Origin of the sequence: Fictibacillus norfolkensis, assembly GCF_014836645.1 — a bacterium.
Classification (GTDB): domain Bacteria; phylum Bacillota; class Bacilli; order Bacillales; family Fictibacillaceae; genus Fictibacillus; species Fictibacillus norfolkensis.
This window is the reverse complement of record NZ_JACSQM010000001.1, coordinates 262,393-278,718: the sequence shown is the minus strand read 5'-3', so window position 1 is coordinate 278,718 and position 16,326 is coordinate 262,393. Positions and strand designations below refer to the sequence as shown.

The window sequence follows — 16,326 nt, the reverse complement described above, 5'->3', positions numbered from 1 at the left end:
TTTTAAAAACATAAGATCGAGGACGCACTGAATGAAAAAATATTTCTTTATCATTAATGCAAACAACGCAAAAGCGATTCATACATTTAATCAATTAAAAAATGCAATGGACGTGGAAGAGATAAGCTATAGAACATTTTATACAGAGTATAGCGGTCATGCCACAGAAATTGCGAAGAAGGTTACATACATAAACAAAGATGATATTAATGCTATTATTGCAGTAGGTGGAGACGGTACGATACATGAAGTTTTAAACGGTATGAAAGAAAATCCAAGCATTCCTTTAGGGTTTATATCTGGAGGATCTGGCAATGATATCGTTCGAGTCTTAACGAAAGATGTTAAAGGGTTAAAAAAACAACTTCTATATCTTAAACGCAATCGGACGCTCAAGACTGACTCTGGCAGCATTCAACTTTTAGGAAGAAGCAATAAGATACAGTCTTTTATCAGTGCTGTTGGTATTGGTTTGGATGGAGAAGTCGCAAAGTTTACAAGTGAAGCGACATACAAAAAGTATTTACATAAGCTAAAATTAGGTTCACTTGCGTATGTTTTTACACTGTTTAAGGTTCTAAAATTTTATGTGCCAGATTCCATGGAAATTAGAATCGATGGACATGAACAAAAGTTTAGCAATGTCTGGCTTGTAGCTGTTGGTAACATGCCCTATTATGGAGGGGGTATGAAAATTTGTCCATCAGCTAAGTGTAATGATGGAGTTCTAGATGTTTGTGTTGTACATGATCTATCTCTATTCAAACTTTTATTGCTCTTTGTTTCTGTATTTTGGGGTGGTCATGTTAACGTACAAGGAGTTTCTCAGTTTAAAGGGAAAGAGATTGAAGTTATAACACGTAGGTCAGTAGCCATTCATGCCGATGGTGAGTACAAAGGAACCACTCCGGTTCGTATTGAAGTTCAACCAAGTACAGTTTCAGTTAAAATATAAATTTTTAAAAAGAGTGGGGAATAAAAATGAAATGGACAGATTTTTTTAATATAGCTCTTTTTGCCTTCCTTTGGGTTATGTTGATCGAAAAGAAGTCTGGTTTGAAGAATTGGATTTTAGATGTAACCAATGACCAGCTAATTCTTGGAATTGTTTTACCTGTCATCGTTTATGCGGCAATCGTTATTGCAGGGAGAATCATGAAGAATAAGTATTTAAATGCGGAGTGAAGATAGAAAACTTTTTTTAGTTATCTTCGCCAAATGCGTGAGGCCGCCTAAAGTAAATCTATCTTACTTTTAGGATGAGTCTCTTTTTTTATATAAAAAAGGAATAACCAATTCATTTTACGTTCAATATGATGTAATAGCGATAAAGAGGGGTGAGTTCAATGAAAGGTGATACCATTTCAATGTCCGCATATATGGATGATTTTTCTATGATAACGATTGTAGTTAATAAGCCCTTTTCGGTCAGCCCTTCACTTTCATTGGTAGATGATAATAAGGTGGTTCAGCCGTTAACCATTGATGAACAAGAGCATTATCATAATCAAATGATCTATAAATGTAGAACGAGAATGCCGATTCATTTAAAAAACCGATATTGGGTCATGATTAACGAATCAAGAATCCCTTTAATGATCGGTAGCATTGTACGCACACCGAAGTTCGATAGTCTCTATTATGATGAAACAAGTCTTGGAGCGATTTACACACCCGAGAGTACAACGTTTAAAGTTTGGTCACCTGTAGCTTTTGCGATGAAACTTAAGTATAAAACCCAAAAATCTAATACCTTTATTGAACAAAAAATGTCACGGACCGAAAAAGGAGTTTGGGAGATTACGTTAGAAGGAGACCACCATCTTACAGAATATTTGTTTGTTGTAAACGTAAACCATGAATGGGTAGAAACAACAGATCCTTACTCTAAGTCTGTTACTGCAAATGGTGTATATTCGGTCGTTATCCATCTTCCAGAAACAGACCCTGAAGGGTGGAATCGATCAGGCAAAAAGATAAACCTTCGTTCAAAAACAGACAGTATTATTTATGAAGTTCATGTTCGGGATTTAACGATTCATTCTGATAGTGGTGTCGTAAATAAAGGCAAGTATCTAGGATTAACAGAATTAGGAACAAAAACACCCAATGGATTTCATACAGGATTGGAATACTTGAAAAGTCTCGGTATCACTCACGTTCAATTGTTGCCCGTAGCTGACTTCGGAAGTGTTGATGAAACAATGCCTGATTCAGCGTACAACTGGGGATATGATCCGGTTCATTTTTTTTCTCCTGAAGGCTCCTATGCAACGAATCCCTACGATCCCAGTTGCAGGATAAAAGAATTGAAAACATTAATACACACACTCCAACAAAATGGGCTCTCTGTTATTTTAGACGTGGTTTACAACCATGTATATAAAAGAGAAGAATCACCATTTGAAAAACTCGTTCCTGGCTATTTTTTTCGTTATGATAATGGGGGAAACCCGGTTAATGGAACCGGTGTAGGAAATGATACAGCTTCGGAAAGAAAAATGATGCGAAAGTTCATCCTAGATGCTTTAACGTATTGGATGAGTGAATATAAAGTGGATGGATTCCGATTCGATCTGATGGGGATTCATGATGTTGAAACGATGAACCTGGCAGCTGAAAAACTTACATCATTGAATCCTGGCGTATTCTTACTTGGAGAAGGCTGGGACTTAAATACGAATTTAGAACCAGAAAAACGAGCTACTCTTTCATCTGCTAAAAAGATGCCTTCCTATTCTTTTTTCAATGATGCGTTTCGGGACCATGTTAAGGGGAGCATCTTTCCTGACGGTCAGAGCGGGTTTATAAATGGTAATCATGATGAACGGATCAAACATCAAATGAAGCATGTGATGAGGGGTTATTCAGGTCAGAATTCAACATTTATCAAACCTGAGCAAAGCATTAATTATTCAGAATGTCATGATAATCATACTTTGTTTGACTTATTGTCTATTCGACATCCATTTGAAGATGAATTTTTGCGCAGAAAAAGACAACAGCTCGCCTTAGCGTTTACGATCTTTGCGCAAGGTGTTCCATTTATCCATGCTGGGCAAGAATGTTTTCGAACGAAAAAAGGTGAAGAGAACAGCTATAACCTCCCCGACACGATTAATGCGTTCGACTGGAACCTTGTTGAGTCCTTTCATAAAGAAGTTGATTATTTTAAACAGCTGATAGGTATAAGGAAATCACAGCCTATCTTCCTTGAAAGCTCAGCTGAGTTTTTGGAATGGATAGTCCCAGATGGCGGTCTGGGATTTAAGTTGCACCTACCAAACACCGATATAAAAAAGGATACTTCTTATTGGAGTAATGCTTTACTACTTTTTAACCAAACGACTAAACCGATATTAATCCCGTTAGAAAAAAACACATGGACGTTAGCGATTGAAGATGAAAAATACTATAATCGGTTAATAAACGAAGATCTATATAAATTAGAAGCATTATCTTTTTCTTTGTTATATTCTGTTTAGGATTGTAAAGAATCAAGAATCAAGTGCTTTTCTTGATTTTTTGTGTTAAAATAATGACTTCGCAGTAATTTAATTCGATACGGAAAAGCTATGATTTTTTGAACGAACAACTATTAAAAAACGGATTTCTTAACTAGACAAGAAGGTGAACAATTTGGAACAGATTTTGGGAGAAGATTGGCAGGTTTCCCCTGCTGGCGGAGCAACGGGAGAAGCATATATAGCTGAATATGGGAACCAAAAACTGTTTTTAAAGCGTAATTCCTCTCCGTTTTTAGCTGTTCTTTCTGCTGAAGGAATTGTTCCTAAACTTTTATGGACAAAAAGATTAGGTAATGGAGATGTAATAACAGCTCAACAATGGCTAGACGGCCGTGAATTGAAAGCAGCAGATATGAAAAGTGAGAATGTTGCAGAACTTCTTGCAAAAATTCACCGATCTCAAGAGCTGCTTGGTATGATGAATCGACTCGAGAAAAAAAGATTGACGCCTGTTGACCTTTTAAACGATATACAATTGCAGATGCGTAAGGAAAAAGATTATTTAGAAATCATAAACGATTCCTTTGCTTATTTAATGGAGACTGCCACAGAAGTTACAGTTGATAATTTAGTTGTATGTCATTGTGATGTGAATCATAACAATTGGCTGTTAAGTGAATCGGATGAATTGTACTTGATCGATTGGGACGGAGCGATGATCGCTGATCCTGCTCTTGATCTTGGAATGCTTCTCTATAGCTATATTCCTTACGAAAAATGGGAAGAATGGCTTGAAATCTATGGGGAAACACTCGATGATGACTTAGAAAGAAGAATGCATTGGTATGTTTTGGCACAAACGATAAGCTCTTTTTTCTGGTATAAAGAAAAAGGACAGTCTAAAGAGACTGCCCATTTTGCAGAAAGTATTAAGAAACTTGCGGGTTCCATCTAACTTTGACATTATATAAGATCATCTGACACTATTTCCTAGGGAATAGTGTCTTAATATGGATGATGCGTTTGAATCGTGTTGATCCATGACTCTAAGTGTGGGCGATGATTCGTAATATGCTCGTCTAGATGCTGGTGTGAAAAGCCGGTGTGGCTATATTCATTAATGTTGGACAAGATGTTCCGTACCTCTTCATGTACAGCGCCGTTCTCCAATAAATGTGCAGCAAGACGTTCTAATTGAGCACATTCGGATGGTGAACCAGCACAATCGGTGTAATGGTCTTGAAGAAGATCTCTGATGATATGCAATTGGTCGTTGTGATTTAATGGCATTTTCGCTGCACATCCTTTCATTGCATAGCTTATGGATTATGCTGAAAAAATATCCTTCGTTCAATATATGAAAGTAAACGAAATTGTATATAAAAGTGGAAAAAGTGGGGAGAAAATATGCGTCAACGATTTAAGCCTTGGGCTAAAGACAAATTAATTGAAAATCCTAAATATGTTTCAGTCGAACCAGAGAAGATGAAAGGAAAATGGCATTCTTTTTTTGGCAACGATAACCCGATTCATATTGAAGTTGGAACAGGTAAGGGACAATTTATTAATGGGATGGGTAAACAAAATCCTTCAGTAAATTATTTAGGCATGGAGCTTTATGATAGCATCATCATTACTGCGCTAGACCGTATACTTGAAGACGAAATACCGAATGTTAAACTGATTAGAGCAGATGCTTCACATTTACTTGATTATTTTGAACCAGGAGAAATTGAACGTGTTTATCTTAATTTTTCAGATCCATGGCCAAAATCTAAACATGCAAAAAGAAGATTAACTCATGAAAGTTTTCTGAAGAGATATGAGACGGTATTAAAAAAGCCAGGTGAAATTCATTTCAAGACTGATAATCAAGGGTTGTTCGAATATTCCCTTCATAGTATGTCAACTTACGGTATGTTCTTCAATTTGGTAAGTCTTGATCTTCATAAGAGTGATATGGAAGATAACATCATGACTGAATATGAAGAGAAATTCTCTGAAAAAGGATTTCGAATCTACCGCATGGAAGCACAGTTTCGTTCATAAAAATCCAAGCATATGCTTGGGTTTTTTCTTTTCATACGATCTCTGATTCTTATGATACACTTGTAGGGAGATCGGAATAGAAAGGAGAAAGAATATGGATCAGTGGAAAATCGGAATGAAGACTCTGACCTGGTTGGACGGCGGGGTTACACATATGGACGGCGGTGCTATGTTTGGAGTCGTTCCAAAGCCTCTGTGGGAAAGAAAGTACCCTGTTAACGACAATAATCAGATCGAACTGAGAACAGAGCCTATTCTTGTTCAAGGGTATGAAGGAAAGAACATATTGATCGAGTCTGGAATCGGTTTTGGGAAATTAACAGAAAAACAAAAAAGAAACTATGGAGTTACCGAAGAGTCGCTTATTGAAAAAAGTTTAGAAAAAGAAGGTTTAACAACTGCTGATATTGATATTATTCTCATGACTCATATGCACTTTGATCATGCCTCTGGATTGACGAGATGGGAAGATGGTCAGTTAGTACCTGTTTTTGAAAACGCTGTTATTTACACCTCTCAAACAGAATGGAATGAGCTAAAGAATCCAAATATCAGGTCTCAGAATACATATTGGAAAGAAAATTGGGAACCTATTCAAGAACAAGTAATGACGTTTAAAGAAGAGATAGAAGTTATGAAAGGTATTAGAATGGTTCATACAGGAGGCCATAGTGATGGACATTCACTGATCGAGCTTACAACAGAGAATGGCGAAAAAATCTATCACATCGGTGATATCATGCCTACTCACGCACATCATAATCCATTATGGGTACTGGCTTATGATGATTATCCTATGACTTCGATCTCTCAAAAACAAAAATGGATTAAACCTGACACATGGTATTTCTTTTATCATGATTGTATTTATCGTGCTGTTAAGTGGGATGAGAAGGGTGAAATGTTAGAAAGAGTACCACGCTCACCAAAAATGTAGAAAAACCGTCACATATTTTCCATTTTCAAGTGAATGTCGAAATCGACAGGATATGTTAAAATATGAGAGGCATGTCATGATGAACTTTATTTATATCTTAAAATCTTAAGAGTGAGATGAGAGGGGATTTAAAATGAAAAAACAGTTAGTTGCCATTTTTACCGTTCTAGCACTGTTTTTATCCATTGGTACTTCTGCATCTGCAGAGCAAGCTACAGATGCAATGAAAAAGACCATTGAAAAGGGAATTGAAAGTAAGCACAAAGATTTAAAAAAGGGTTCACTCACATTAACAGACATTGAAACTTATCCAAACCAAGATTCGAAATTAGACGCATCTGAAGTAACAGTTGCTATTGCTAACTATGATACGGTAAGAGACAATATCTTTTACTTCGATCACACAGAAGTTGTGTTCTATGATGCTGACAAAAATGAATTACTAGCTGAGGCTGCTGTAGCTAAGGCAAACTCTCAAATTAAAGATTATAAAAAAGCACACGAGTCAGACCTCGGCACACATATGGACTGGATCGTTGTTACTGCACTATTATTCGTTCTGATCATCGTTCCATTATTCATCTTAGCGGTTTGGGAGAAGCGTCAGTATCTTACTACGAAATTTAAGATCGACAACAACCTTTACGACGAAACAAACATATATCGATAATCTTCATAGGAAAGCCCTTAGGAAAGTGACCTAAGGGCTTTTTTACTATGTTCTTTTCTAACTTTAAATCCTTGTCACCTTTGAAAGTTGATTGAAGTGGAAAGCGAGCAGCCTGAAACGGAAATCAACACTTCCTAAATCAACAAAATCAAAAAAAACAGCCTTTATTTTTGTATTAGCTCCAATAGACTTCCTGTTGAAGCATCTATTAAAAATTCAAAATGAGATGTTTCTGTTCCAGGTGATGAGTTTGAAAAACCACCTTTATAAACAGAGTATGGAAGGCCATGCACGTTCTTTTCTTCTGCTTTAACCATGATCCAGGCTCCAGAGATTCTGTAATGTTCACTTGCTTTTTCTTTCAATTGTTTTAACGCTTTTTCGGGTGTGATGGTCTCTGTCTGCTTTTTTGTAACAACATAACCGATTGCAGCACCTGTTAGGCCTGCTAGAATCAGGTTTCTCCAATTCATTCGTATTCCCACCTTATGTAAGTTCATTTTCAAATCGTATTGGTTCTTCTTAAACAGTATAACAAAGAAAAGCCTTCTTTTTCTTGTGCTTTTTTGATAAGATACTCTTGATAAAGATGGAGGGTTCGAAATTCCCACCCCTCTTAAAACAAAACTAGGGAGCGTGAAGAATGAACATTTACACTCTCTGCGTTTTTAGCAGAGTTTTTTTGTTTTCGTGCTCCACTTGAAAGGATGAACAGGAATGACTTATAAAATTCCAACAGATGTTCAAATACTTGGTCGTGACATTAAGAGCGAACAATTAAAGTACCATAATAAGCGAGTTGCCGTATGCAAAGAGTTTACGTTTGATGCAGCACATCATCTGCATTGCTATGATGGAAAATGTAAGAATCTCCACGGTCACACATACAAACTCGTAATCACTATGAGTGGCTTTGTGAATTCGATCGGGATTGCCGTTGATTTTGGAGAGATCAAAGAGATTTTTAAATCAGCTATAGACAGCAAATTAGATCATCAATACTTAAATGAAGTTCTTCCTCCGATGAATACAACTGCTGAGAATATGATCGTTTGGATTTGGGAACAAATTGATCTTCAACTGAACGACAGAGGACTAAGTGATCAAGGTCACAGGATAGAAGAACTTAAATTATATGAGACACCTACTAGCTATGCTGTAATGAAAAGAGAATGGATGGTGGAAAATGATGTTTGATCTGCCGTCTAGAGACATTTGGAAGCACTGGAAAGTTCCTATGGTCGAAATCTTTGAAACAGTAGAAGGTGAAGGACTACAAGCTGGGTATCCAACGGTTTTTGTACGTGTTTTTCATTGCAATCTTCGCTGTACGTGGTGTGATACAACATACAGTTATGCACCTGCTAAACCAGAATTTGAAGCTACAATAGAAGAAATCGTGAATACGATTAAGTCGTTTCGATCTCAACGAATCTGTTTTACTGGTGGAGAACCTTTAATACATCGAGAAAAATCAGCTGCCTTGCTTTTAGCGATGGCTGATTTAGATCATATTGTCGATATTCACATTGAAACGAACGGAGCTATCGATTTACAGCCATTTGAGCAATTGCGCAACTCTCACCATGATCTACAAAAAAAGATGAGATTTGTGATGGACTATAAGCTCCCAGCTTCTGGTGAGATGGACAGAATGCACATGGAAAACTTCAAAGAACTTCAGCATCAAGACGAGATCAAATTCGTTGTTGGATCAGAGAACGATTTTGAGATAACGAAACAAGTGGTCTCTGAACATTACAGAAATGGTCAGATCTCTGTAAGCCCTGTTTGGGAAAGCATGCCTCCGAGGCGTCTTGTTGAACTTCTATTAGAGAATCCACTCCCAAATGCAAAGCTCAGTCTTCAACTTCATAAAGTTATTTGGCATCCAGAAGAGAGAGGGGTTTAACCATGAACAAAAAAGCGGTTATTGTTTTAAGCGGAGGACTTGATAGCACAACTTGCATGGGGATCGCAAAAGCTGAGGGATATGACCTTTACCCAATCACTTTTCACTATGGACAACGCCATAATCGAGAAGTTGAACAAGCTGTCGAAGTCGGCAAGTATTATGGTGTAGCAGACCATAGAATTGTAGACCTGAACTTTTTAAAAGATATAGGTGGAAGTGCACTAACCGATGAAAAGGTAGAAGTTCCAACTGAGGCCGAAGAAGGGATTCCTGTAACTTACGTACCTGCTAGAAACATGATTTTCTTATCGCTCGCAAGCGCTTATGCAGAAGTAATCGGAGCTACAGCCGTTTATACAGGCGTTTCGGCGGTTGACTATAGCGGCTATCCAGATTGTCGTCCTGAGTTCATTCAAAGCATGGAGGAAACGATCAATTTAGCAACAAAAGCGGGTGTGACAGGGAAAAACATTTCAGTAGAAACACCATTGATCTCTCTGTCTAAAAAGGAGACGATTGAAAAAGGTCTTTCTCTTGAAGTACCATATGATCTAACAACTTCTTGCTACAATGGAAAAGAAGCAGCTTGCGGACAATGTGACAGCTGTGTTTTACGTTTGAAAGGTTTTAAAGAAGCTGGAGCAGCAGATCCGATCACTTACGAAATCTAGAACAGTCATAAGTATAGAAAACCCCTTCTTATTAGGTGTACAATAAAAAATGTACATGTGACTAATTAGAAGGGGTTGTTTTTATATGAATAAAGAAACACTCGACTTGTTTAAAACATTGACTGAATTGCCTGGTGCTCCAGGTTTTGAAAGAGATGTTCGTAAGTTTGTCCGCAAAGAGATCGAACCTGTATCAGATGAAATTATTCAAGATGGTCTTGGCAGCATCTTTGGTGTGAAAAAAGGAAACGGTCCGAAGATTATGGTAGCGGGGCACATGGATGAAGTCGGTTTCATGGTTACAAAGGTTACGAAGAACGGTATGCTTAAATTTCAAGAGTTGGGAGGCTGGTGGAGCCAAGTTCTATTAGCTCAACGCGTAAATATTTACACAGATAAAGGTGACGTTATAACAGGTATTATCGGCTCGACTCCACCTCATCTTCTTTCTGAGGATCAGCGTAACAGACCGATGGGTATTAAGAATATGTACATAGATATTGGCGCAGATAACGATCAAGAAGTTCATAACCTGGGTGTAAGGCCTGGACAGCAAATCGTTCCGATCTGTCCGTTTACACCGATGGCCAATCCGAAGAAAATCATGGCGAAAGCATGGGACAATCGATACGGTGTAGGTTTAGCGATCGAATTATTAAAAGAATTAAAGGGTGAAACGTTGCCTAACGAATTGTATAGTGGTGCTACTGTTCAAGAAGAAGTTGGACTAAGAGGTTCAAAAACGGCAGCGAACTTGATACAACCTGACCTGTTTTTTGCATTAGACGCAAGTCCGGCGAATGACATGATGGGGGATAAAAGTGAATTTGGACAACTTGGAAAAGGTGCGTTGTTAAGAATTCTGGATAGAACGATGGTAACTCACCGTGGGATGAGAGAATATATCCTGGATACAGCTGAAACGCATAAAATTCCCTACCAATATTTCATTTCACAAGGCGGAACAGATGCAGGAAGTGTACATGTCTCCGGAAATGGAGTGCCTTCTGCAGTGATTGGAATCTGTTCTCGTTATATTCACACCCATGCTTCTATGATCCATATAGATGATTATGCTGCTGCAAAAGAATTGCTTGTAAGACTTGTTAAAACAGCAGATGAATCCACATTAAGAACGATCTTAGAAAACAGCTGAGGATGAGCGTGTGATGAAAATTGGAATTGGATCATCTAATCCTGCAAAAATAAAAGCAGCTCAGCCTTTTATAGCGTATTTTGAGGAATCTGAACTTGTTTCCTACTCTTCTGATTCATTGGTTTCGGCTCAGCCTTTTTCTGATGAGGAAACCAAGATCGGTGCTATCAACCGTGCGAAAGATTGTGTGAAGCAAGGGGCAGACATCGGTATTGGTTTTGAAGGCGGTGTTATGGAGCTTGAAGATGGAATGTATTTATGTAACTGGGGAGCAGTGGCTGACCAAGAGGGAAACGTTCTTTCAGCTGCAGGAGCTCGTATCTTGCTGCCTTCATTGATCGTAACAGGTCTTAAGCAGGGGAAGGAACTTGGAACATTGATGGGTGAGTTAACCAAAGACCCTGAGATCAGAAAAAAGGATGGAGCGATAGGTGTTTTTACCAGTGGTATGCTGTCTCGAAGTGAGATGTTCTTGCATATTTCCACGATCCTTTTAGGGCAATATATATATAATATGAATAAATGAAAAGTGTAAACGCAATGCTTTGTGAGATGATTATCAAGGTTGTTAGTAAGGTTTGTATACCTTATCTAACAGCCTTTTTGTATGAATGTAAATAATCAGGGAAAATTATTAACAAAAAAGTAAGGCGGATTTTGACTTTGAACTCAAGTGGAAAAAGAAGAATAATTATTTTTGGTATTCTCATCATTTTATGTTTAGTTTGGATCTTTTATATAGTTACACCACCGGATGGTACAGCAGAGAAGGCTTTTATTATAAAAGAAAATAGTGATTTTAAAACGATATCCAAGCATCTAGAAGAAAAAGAATTCATTAAAAGCCCTATTCTATTCTCGCTTTATGCATCAGTTACTGGGATGAAGAGTAAAGTTGTACCAGGAGAACATACGATTAAACAGGGAAAAGGATATAGAGAGATTCTTCAAGATCTTTCTACATTGGAAAATGAAACAGAAGCTATGGAAGTAATCATTCCAGAGGGATTAACTGTTCTAGAGATTGTGGATCGATTAAACAAGTCGGGAATTGTGGATAGAAACCAGTTTCTTGAAGCAGCAAAATCGTGGAATACACTAACTGAAGAACAGCAAGAACAATTAGGAATAAATAAGAAAGTTAAAAAAACAAATATAAAGTTTGCGGTGGAGGGACTTCTTTTTCCTGACACGTATTATTTTGAAAAGAACATGAAAGCAGGCGATGTTATTCATCAAATGACAGAAAGAATGGTCGAAGAAACGAAAGAATTAACAATTCATACAGACCAAACTCCTTATGAAATGATCACGTTGGCTTCTATTATTGAGAAGGAAGCTTTATTGAACGAAGAGAAGCGTAGAATTGCTGGTGTCTTTGTTAATCGTTTAGAAGAAGGGAAGAAGCTGCAATCATGTTCCACCGTTCAATACTTGCTTGAGAAACCTAAAGCAACCCTAAAAAGAAGAGACCTCAAAATTCAAAGTCCCTATAATACCTATATTAATAAGGGTTTGCCGCCAGGACCGATTTCAAGTCCGGATCTTCCCTCATTAAAAGCTGCGGCAGATCCTGAAGTACACGACTATTTTTACTTTGTTGCAAAACAGGACGGTACATGGAGTCATTTCTTTTCTAAAACGTATAAAGAACATAGAAAATATACACAATTGAGTGGCAATTATTAAAACCCGGTGAATGATCACCGGGTTTGATATCTAGTCTTCTTTTTTGATTTCATGATCTAAAGAACGAACAGACTCTGTGTCATTCTCTAATTCTGTTTCTTGAAATTGGTGATCAGAATTCGAAACTCTCTCCACTTCAAGATCTTCTTTATCATCATTTTGATATTCTAACCCTTCCGTATCACTTTCTTCGACAGTAGCCGCAGCTTCTTGATACATATCGATTAAGTCTATTTCTTCTTTAGAAATGAGGATTTCTCTCTCTCCTAAAGAAAATTGATCTACCTCTTCTTGCAAAGTGAGCGCAATTTCTTGCAGTTCTGTTGCAGCAACGTTCACTTGGTGGATGGCTTCTTTTTGATGAATGCTTGAAGCGCTGACTTGTTCACTTGTAGCAACAGATTCTTCTGATATTGCACTTACTTCAAAGAGCTTTTCAGATAAGTTTTCATTAGCGGATTCAACCCGACCGATCGCACTTTTTACTTGAGAGATTCTTCCGTTAATCTGAGATACATTTTGAATGATACTTGAGAACGCTTTTTCTGTCTGTTGAACAGATTCAACTTGATCAACACGATATTGTTCAAAGCGCACCGTTTCTTTTGATAACAGTTCCATCTGATTCGTCATCGACTTAACAAGCTGCTGAATTCTTAGCGCTTCGTTCTTAGAACGTTCTGCAAGCTTTCTTACTTCACTGGCAACGACTGAAAAGCCTCTGCCGGCTTCACCAGCTCTTGCGGATTCTATGGCTGCATTAAGTGCAAGAAGATCTGTACTTCCAGCTATCTCTTGAATCGTTTCAACAATGGAATTAATCTGTTTGGATTGTTTACTCGCATCTTGAATTTCTGAGATAAGACTTTGAGCTAATTCTAAAAAGTTCTCAGAATGCGTATTTAGTTGATGAACGATGCTCGATCCTGCTTTTCCATCGTTCTCAGCTTGAATAGCATCTGAAGCGATCTCATCACTGATCGAAGCCGTTTCTTTAATATATCCAGTCACATCAGAAAGGAGAAGAGTACATTCTTGCAGGTGATCAGCTTGATTTTGAGCTCCTGTTGCTACTTGTGAGATCGCTTCTGTCACTTCATCACTTTGTGCGGTAGTCTCTTCTGATACTGCTGCTAAGTTTTGAGATGAACTCGTAAGTTTTTCAGCAGCATCTTTCACTTCGTTCATTGATTTTTGCATTTTTTCAGCCATACGATTGAAGGTTTGTGCTAATTCTTCCATCTCATCTTTAGAATTCGTCTCTACCCGGTAAGAGAGGTCACCATCACCAATAATGGATGCGCCTTCTTTTAGAACCGAGATAGAAGATTGAATAGAGCGTAATAGCCAAACACCGATCACGCTTAATATCGATAAGATTACGATACTTAATCCTATTAAACTGATCGTCAGCCAGAACTTAACTGATTTTTGACTTTTTATCAGTTCTGCGTTTTCTTTCTGCAAACTGCTCTCTGCATCTTTCGTTGATTGATCTACAACATTTGCGATCTTTTCAAAAGTTGAAATATCATCTCCAATTTTTTTTGTGATCGTTTGGATCGTATCTGCAGAGGTTGTATATTTTAGTAAATTTGATTTAAAAGTAGACAACTGATCGGCTGGCAGATTTTTTTCATCCAACATTTGATCAAACGTTTGAGCACTTTCTTTAAAGTTCTCAACAGTCGTGCTGTCATATTTAATATGTACTTCTTTTTCATACGTTTGCATCTGCAATAGTGTGATCAATAACGTTTGGTCGTTCATCGCTTTTACAGAAGCATAAAAGTTGTTAGACGTCTCTGTCATCATCTGCTTTAACGCGTTAAGTTGGGTAGTAAGACTTGTGGCTGAATTAAATGATGTTTGATAAGCAGACAAGTCTTTATCTATTCCTTTTAATGAAGAACTATTCGTTTCTTTTGCTACTTTACTTGTTTCCTTCTGTAAGTCACTTAATGAAGAAAGCACCTTTTCTTTTGACTCTTTGCTAGGATCTCTTAAATACCCTTGTTCAAGTTTACGCACTTCATTAAATTTACTCTGAATATCATTACTAGATCGTAATGTTAGTTGTACTGAATCTCTTTCTTCTTCCATTTGGGTGTTCTGCCATAAAAATAATCCAATAAATGCAAGTAATAGTACCATTCCGGCTAAACTGATGAAAAGCATCAGTCGCACTCTTCTTCGTATCGACAAGTTCATATGTATTCCCCCCTGCCATTTTATCGGTCTTTTTTGAATTATTTTAAGTTTCAAAGTAAAAAGAATTGTATGTAAAACTAATCAACTTTACACCTGTCTTTACACGGGTTTAAAACAAGTTATAATGTTTGAGGGACATGTTTAACAGATTAACTAAAGGAGTCATTTCAAATGAGGGATTTTCTAAATAAAAAAGGGGTAAGTCTTTCGCCTAAAACGTATTTTATTACGGGGTTTCAATATTTTGCACTAGGATTGATGGCTTCGCTTATCATAGGATTGATTCTTAAGACGATCGGTGAGCAACTCTCGCTGCCATTCTTTACCGATATGGGACAATTAGCGATGACTCTGATGGGTCCAGTGATTGGGACGGCTGTGGCGTACGGATTAAAAGCGCCTCCACTCGTCATATTTTCAGCGGGTATAGCGGGGGCAGCAGGAGCGGATCTTGGGAGTGTAGCTGGATGTTATGTAGCGTCGTTAATAGCTGTAGAAGTAGGAAAGTTAGTATCTGGAGAAACAAAGTTTGATATTTTAATCACTCCTGCAGTTACCATTTTTACAGGTTTTACGATTGCGACATTTATTGGGCCGGGAATCGATCAATTCATGAAGGCGTTTGGCCAACTCGTTATGTGGTCAACTGATCAGCGTCCTTTAATTATGGGGATCTTAGTAGCCATATTGCTCGGATTTGCATTAACAGGTCCGATTTCATCAGCAGCAATAGCGATGATGCTTGGTCTTGAGGGGCTAGCGGCTGGTGCAGCAACGATTGGTTGTGCGGCACAAATGATTGGATTTGCCACAAGTTCATACCGGGAAAATGGCTTCGGAGGCTTTTTGACACAAGGAATCGGTACTTCTAAACTACAGTTTCCGAATGTAGTGAGAAATCCGTATATTCTAATTCCGCCGACGGTTGCCGGTATCCTATTAGCACCCATTGGAACTCTTTATTTTAAGATGGAGAATATTCCAGCTGGAGCAGGTATGGGGACGAGCGGTCTCGTAGGGCAAATCATGACACTGAGGACAATGGGCTTTACCTTTGAAACGTTTCTTGCTATATTTATTTTGCATTTTATAGGACCTATCATTATTAGCTTGGTGCTTTCAGAATGGTTAAGAAAAAAAGGATATATTAAATTCGGCGATATGAAGCTGAATCAATAAGGAGACGTTCATAATGGAAAACATGAAATCGATCGAACAATTTAAAGAAACAATTAAACAGGATGTTACAATAGCAGTTTTTTCTGCAGACTGGTGCCCGGATTGTGTAGTAATCAAACCGATCTTGCCTGAAATTGAAGAAGAATACTCTAACTATCAATTCGTTTACGTAGATCGTGATGAACTGATTGAACTTTGTCAGGAACTTGATATTTTTGGAATTCCTAGCTTCCTCGCATTCAAAGATGGTGAAGAGATCGGGCGTTATGTGAATAAAGAGAGAAAGACGAAAGAGCAGATTGTTGCCTTTTTAGAAGAGCTTAACATTCCTTCAAAATAGGTCAAAAGAGTATGTTATAATAACAAAAAATGATTTTTTTAC

General features: G+C 37.7%; 18 protein-coding genes. 15 read left to right on the top strand and 3 right to left on the bottom strand.

Annotated elements, in window-relative coordinates; translation table 11 throughout:
* Positions 1–31: 31 nt before the first annotated feature.
* From H9648_RS01335 to H9648_RS01320, 4 genes are all read left to right on the top strand, one after another.
* Positions 32–955, top strand: a complete 924-nt coding sequence (locus H9648_RS01335) for a diacylglycerol/lipid kinase family protein (protein WP_191751990.1) — start codon at positions 32–34, stop codon at positions 953–955.
* 26 nt (positions 956–981) lie between these two features.
* On the top strand, positions 982–1,185 hold the full coding sequence (locus H9648_RS01330) for a hypothetical protein (protein ID WP_191751989.1): 204 nt from the start codon (positions 982–984) through the stop codon (positions 1,183–1,185).
* Between the two features lie 161 nt (positions 1,186–1,346).
* A complete protein-coding gene (gene pulA, locus H9648_RS01325) occupies positions 1,347–3,485 on the top strand; it encodes a type I pullulanase (protein WP_191751988.1) in 2,139 nt (712 codons plus the stop codon).
* A gap of 154 nt (positions 3,486–3,639) precedes the next feature.
* Entirely contained in the window at positions 3,640–4,422 is a 783-nt protein-coding gene (locus H9648_RS01320; RefSeq protein ID WP_191751987.1) for a phosphotransferase family protein, read from the top strand.
* 50 nt (positions 4,423–4,472) lie between these two features.
* Here the strand turns inward: H9648_RS01320 and H9648_RS01315 are convergent, their stop codons facing one another.
* Positions 4,473–4,757: a YtzH-like family protein gene (locus tag H9648_RS01315; RefSeq protein ID WP_191751986.1), complete on the bottom strand. Its 285-nt coding sequence runs from the start codon at positions 4,755–4,757 to the stop codon at positions 4,473–4,475.
* 117 nt (positions 4,758–4,874) lie between these two features.
* Between H9648_RS01315 and trmB the strand changes: the two genes are divergently transcribed.
* From trmB to H9648_RS01300, 3 genes are all read left to right on the top strand, one after another.
* Positions 4,875–5,516, top strand: a complete 642-nt coding sequence (trmB, locus tag H9648_RS01310) for a tRNA (guanosine(46)-N7)-methyltransferase TrmB (RefSeq protein WP_191751985.1) — start codon at positions 4,875–4,877, stop codon at positions 5,514–5,516.
* 94 nt (positions 5,517–5,610) lie between these two features.
* Positions 5,611–6,453 (top strand): YtnP family quorum-quenching lactonase, encoded by an 843-nt coding sequence (locus H9648_RS01305; protein ID WP_191751984.1) that lies wholly within the window; start codon positions 5,611–5,613, stop codon positions 6,451–6,453.
* Between the two features lie 133 nt (positions 6,454–6,586).
* Positions 6,587–7,123, top strand: coding sequence for a hypothetical protein (locus H9648_RS01300; protein ID WP_191751983.1), 537 nt, complete (start codon positions 6,587–6,589; stop codon positions 7,121–7,123).
* Between the two features lie 164 nt (positions 7,124–7,287).
* On the opposite strand, the gene H9648_RS01295 is transcribed toward H9648_RS01300, so the two are convergent.
* A complete protein-coding gene (locus H9648_RS01295; RefSeq protein WP_186320459.1) occupies positions 7,288–7,596 on the bottom strand; it encodes a PepSY domain-containing protein in 309 nt (102 codons plus the stop codon).
* Positions 7,597–7,840: 244 nt separating this feature from the next.
* Between H9648_RS01295 and queD the strand changes: the two genes are divergently transcribed.
* The 6 genes from queD to mltG all read left to right on the top strand — a co-directional run bounded on the left by queD (position 7,841) and on the right by mltG (position 12,554).
* Positions 7,841–8,320 carry a 6-carboxytetrahydropterin synthase QueD gene (gene queD / locus H9648_RS01290; RefSeq protein WP_144698545.1) on the top strand — a complete coding sequence of 160 codons (480 nt, stop codon included), beginning with the start codon at positions 7,841–7,843 and terminating at the stop codon, positions 8,318–8,320.
* Positions 8,310–9,035, top strand: a complete 726-nt coding sequence (locus tag H9648_RS01285; protein ID WP_191751982.1) for a 7-carboxy-7-deazaguanine synthase QueE — start codon at positions 8,310–8,312, stop codon at positions 9,033–9,035. Before queD ends, H9648_RS01285 begins: the two co-directional genes overlap by 11 nt.
* Positions 9,036–9,037: 2 nt before the next feature.
* Positions 9,038–9,709 (top strand): 7-cyano-7-deazaguanine synthase QueC, encoded by a 672-nt coding sequence (queC, locus tag H9648_RS01280; protein ID WP_191751981.1) that lies wholly within the window; start codon positions 9,038–9,040, stop codon positions 9,707–9,709.
* An 85-nt stretch (positions 9,710–9,794) separates the two neighbouring features.
* Positions 9,795–10,865 (top strand): M42 family metallopeptidase, encoded by a 1,071-nt coding sequence (locus tag H9648_RS01275; protein ID WP_191751980.1) that lies wholly within the window; start codon positions 9,795–9,797, stop codon positions 10,863–10,865.
* A 13-nt stretch (positions 10,866–10,878) separates the two neighbouring features.
* Entirely contained in the window at positions 10,879–11,391 is a 513-nt protein-coding gene (locus tag H9648_RS01270) for a DUF84 family protein (RefSeq protein ID WP_191751979.1), read from the top strand.
* 137 nt (positions 11,392–11,528) lie between these two features.
* Positions 11,529–12,554 (top strand): endolytic transglycosylase MltG, encoded by a 1,026-nt coding sequence (gene mltG / locus H9648_RS01265; protein WP_191751978.1) that lies wholly within the window; start codon positions 11,529–11,531, stop codon positions 12,552–12,554.
* 30 nt (positions 12,555–12,584) lie between these two features.
* On the opposite strand, the gene H9648_RS01260 is transcribed toward mltG, so the two are convergent.
* Complete coding sequence (locus H9648_RS01260; protein ID WP_191751977.1) at positions 12,585–14,765, bottom strand: methyl-accepting chemotaxis protein; 2,181 nt, start codon at positions 14,763–14,765, stop codon at positions 12,585–12,587.
* A 171-nt stretch (positions 14,766–14,936) separates the two neighbouring features.
* Between H9648_RS01260 and H9648_RS01255 the strand changes: the two genes are divergently transcribed.
* Positions 14,937–15,944: a PTS sugar transporter subunit IIC gene (locus tag H9648_RS01255; protein WP_191751976.1), complete on the top strand. Its 1,008-nt coding sequence runs from the start codon at positions 14,937–14,939 to the stop codon at positions 15,942–15,944.
* A gap of 13 nt (positions 15,945–15,957) precedes the next feature.
* Positions 15,958–16,284 carry a thioredoxin family protein gene (locus H9648_RS01250; RefSeq protein WP_191751975.1) on the top strand — a complete coding sequence of 109 codons (327 nt, stop codon included), beginning with the start codon at positions 15,958–15,960 and terminating at the stop codon, positions 16,282–16,284.
* The last annotated feature ends 42 nt before the right edge of the window (positions 16,285–16,326 follow it).

Coding starts and splice junctions, on each gene's coding strand:
- trmB (WP_191751985.1), top strand. CDS start 4,875: ATGCGTCAACGATTTAAGCCTTGGGCTAAAGACAAATTAATTGAAAAT.
- H9648_RS01315 (WP_191751986.1), bottom strand. CDS start 4,757: ATGCCATTAAATCACAACGACCAATTGCATATCATCAGAGATCTTCTT.
- pulA (WP_191751988.1), top strand. CDS start 1,347: ATGAAAGGTGATACCATTTCAATGTCCGCATATATGGATGATTTTTCT.
- H9648_RS01300 (WP_191751983.1), top strand. CDS start 6,587: ATGAAAAAACAGTTAGTTGCCATTTTTACCGTTCTAGCACTGTTTTTA.
- H9648_RS01250 (WP_191751975.1), top strand. CDS start 15,958: ATGGAAAACATGAAATCGATCGAACAATTTAAAGAAACAATTAAACAG.
- queC (WP_191751981.1), top strand. CDS start 9,038: ATGAACAAAAAAGCGGTTATTGTTTTAAGCGGAGGACTTGATAGCACA.
- H9648_RS01255 (WP_191751976.1), top strand. CDS start 14,937: ATGAGGGATTTTCTAAATAAAAAAGGGGTAAGTCTTTCGCCTAAAACG.
- H9648_RS01295 (WP_186320459.1), bottom strand. CDS start 7,596: ATGAATTGGAGAAACCTGATTCTAGCAGGCCTAACAGGTGCTGCAATC.
- H9648_RS01275 (WP_191751980.1), top strand. CDS start 9,795: ATGAATAAAGAAACACTCGACTTGTTTAAAACATTGACTGAATTGCCT.
- H9648_RS01270 (WP_191751979.1), top strand. CDS start 10,879: ATGAAAATTGGAATTGGATCATCTAATCCTGCAAAAATAAAAGCAGCT.
- H9648_RS01305 (WP_191751984.1), top strand. CDS start 5,611: ATGGATCAGTGGAAAATCGGAATGAAGACTCTGACCTGGTTGGACGGC.
- H9648_RS01330 (WP_191751989.1), top strand. CDS start 982: ATGAAATGGACAGATTTTTTTAATATAGCTCTTTTTGCCTTCCTTTGG.
- H9648_RS01285 (WP_191751982.1), top strand. CDS start 8,310: ATGATGTTTGATCTGCCGTCTAGAGACATTTGGAAGCACTGGAAAGTT.
- queD (WP_144698545.1), top strand. CDS start 7,841: ATGACTTATAAAATTCCAACAGATGTTCAAATACTTGGTCGTGACATT.
- H9648_RS01260 (WP_191751977.1), bottom strand. CDS start 14,765: ATGAACTTGTCGATACGAAGAAGAGTGCGACTGATGCTTTTCATCAGT.
- H9648_RS01335 (WP_191751990.1), top strand. CDS start 32: ATGAAAAAATATTTCTTTATCATTAATGCAAACAACGCAAAAGCGATT.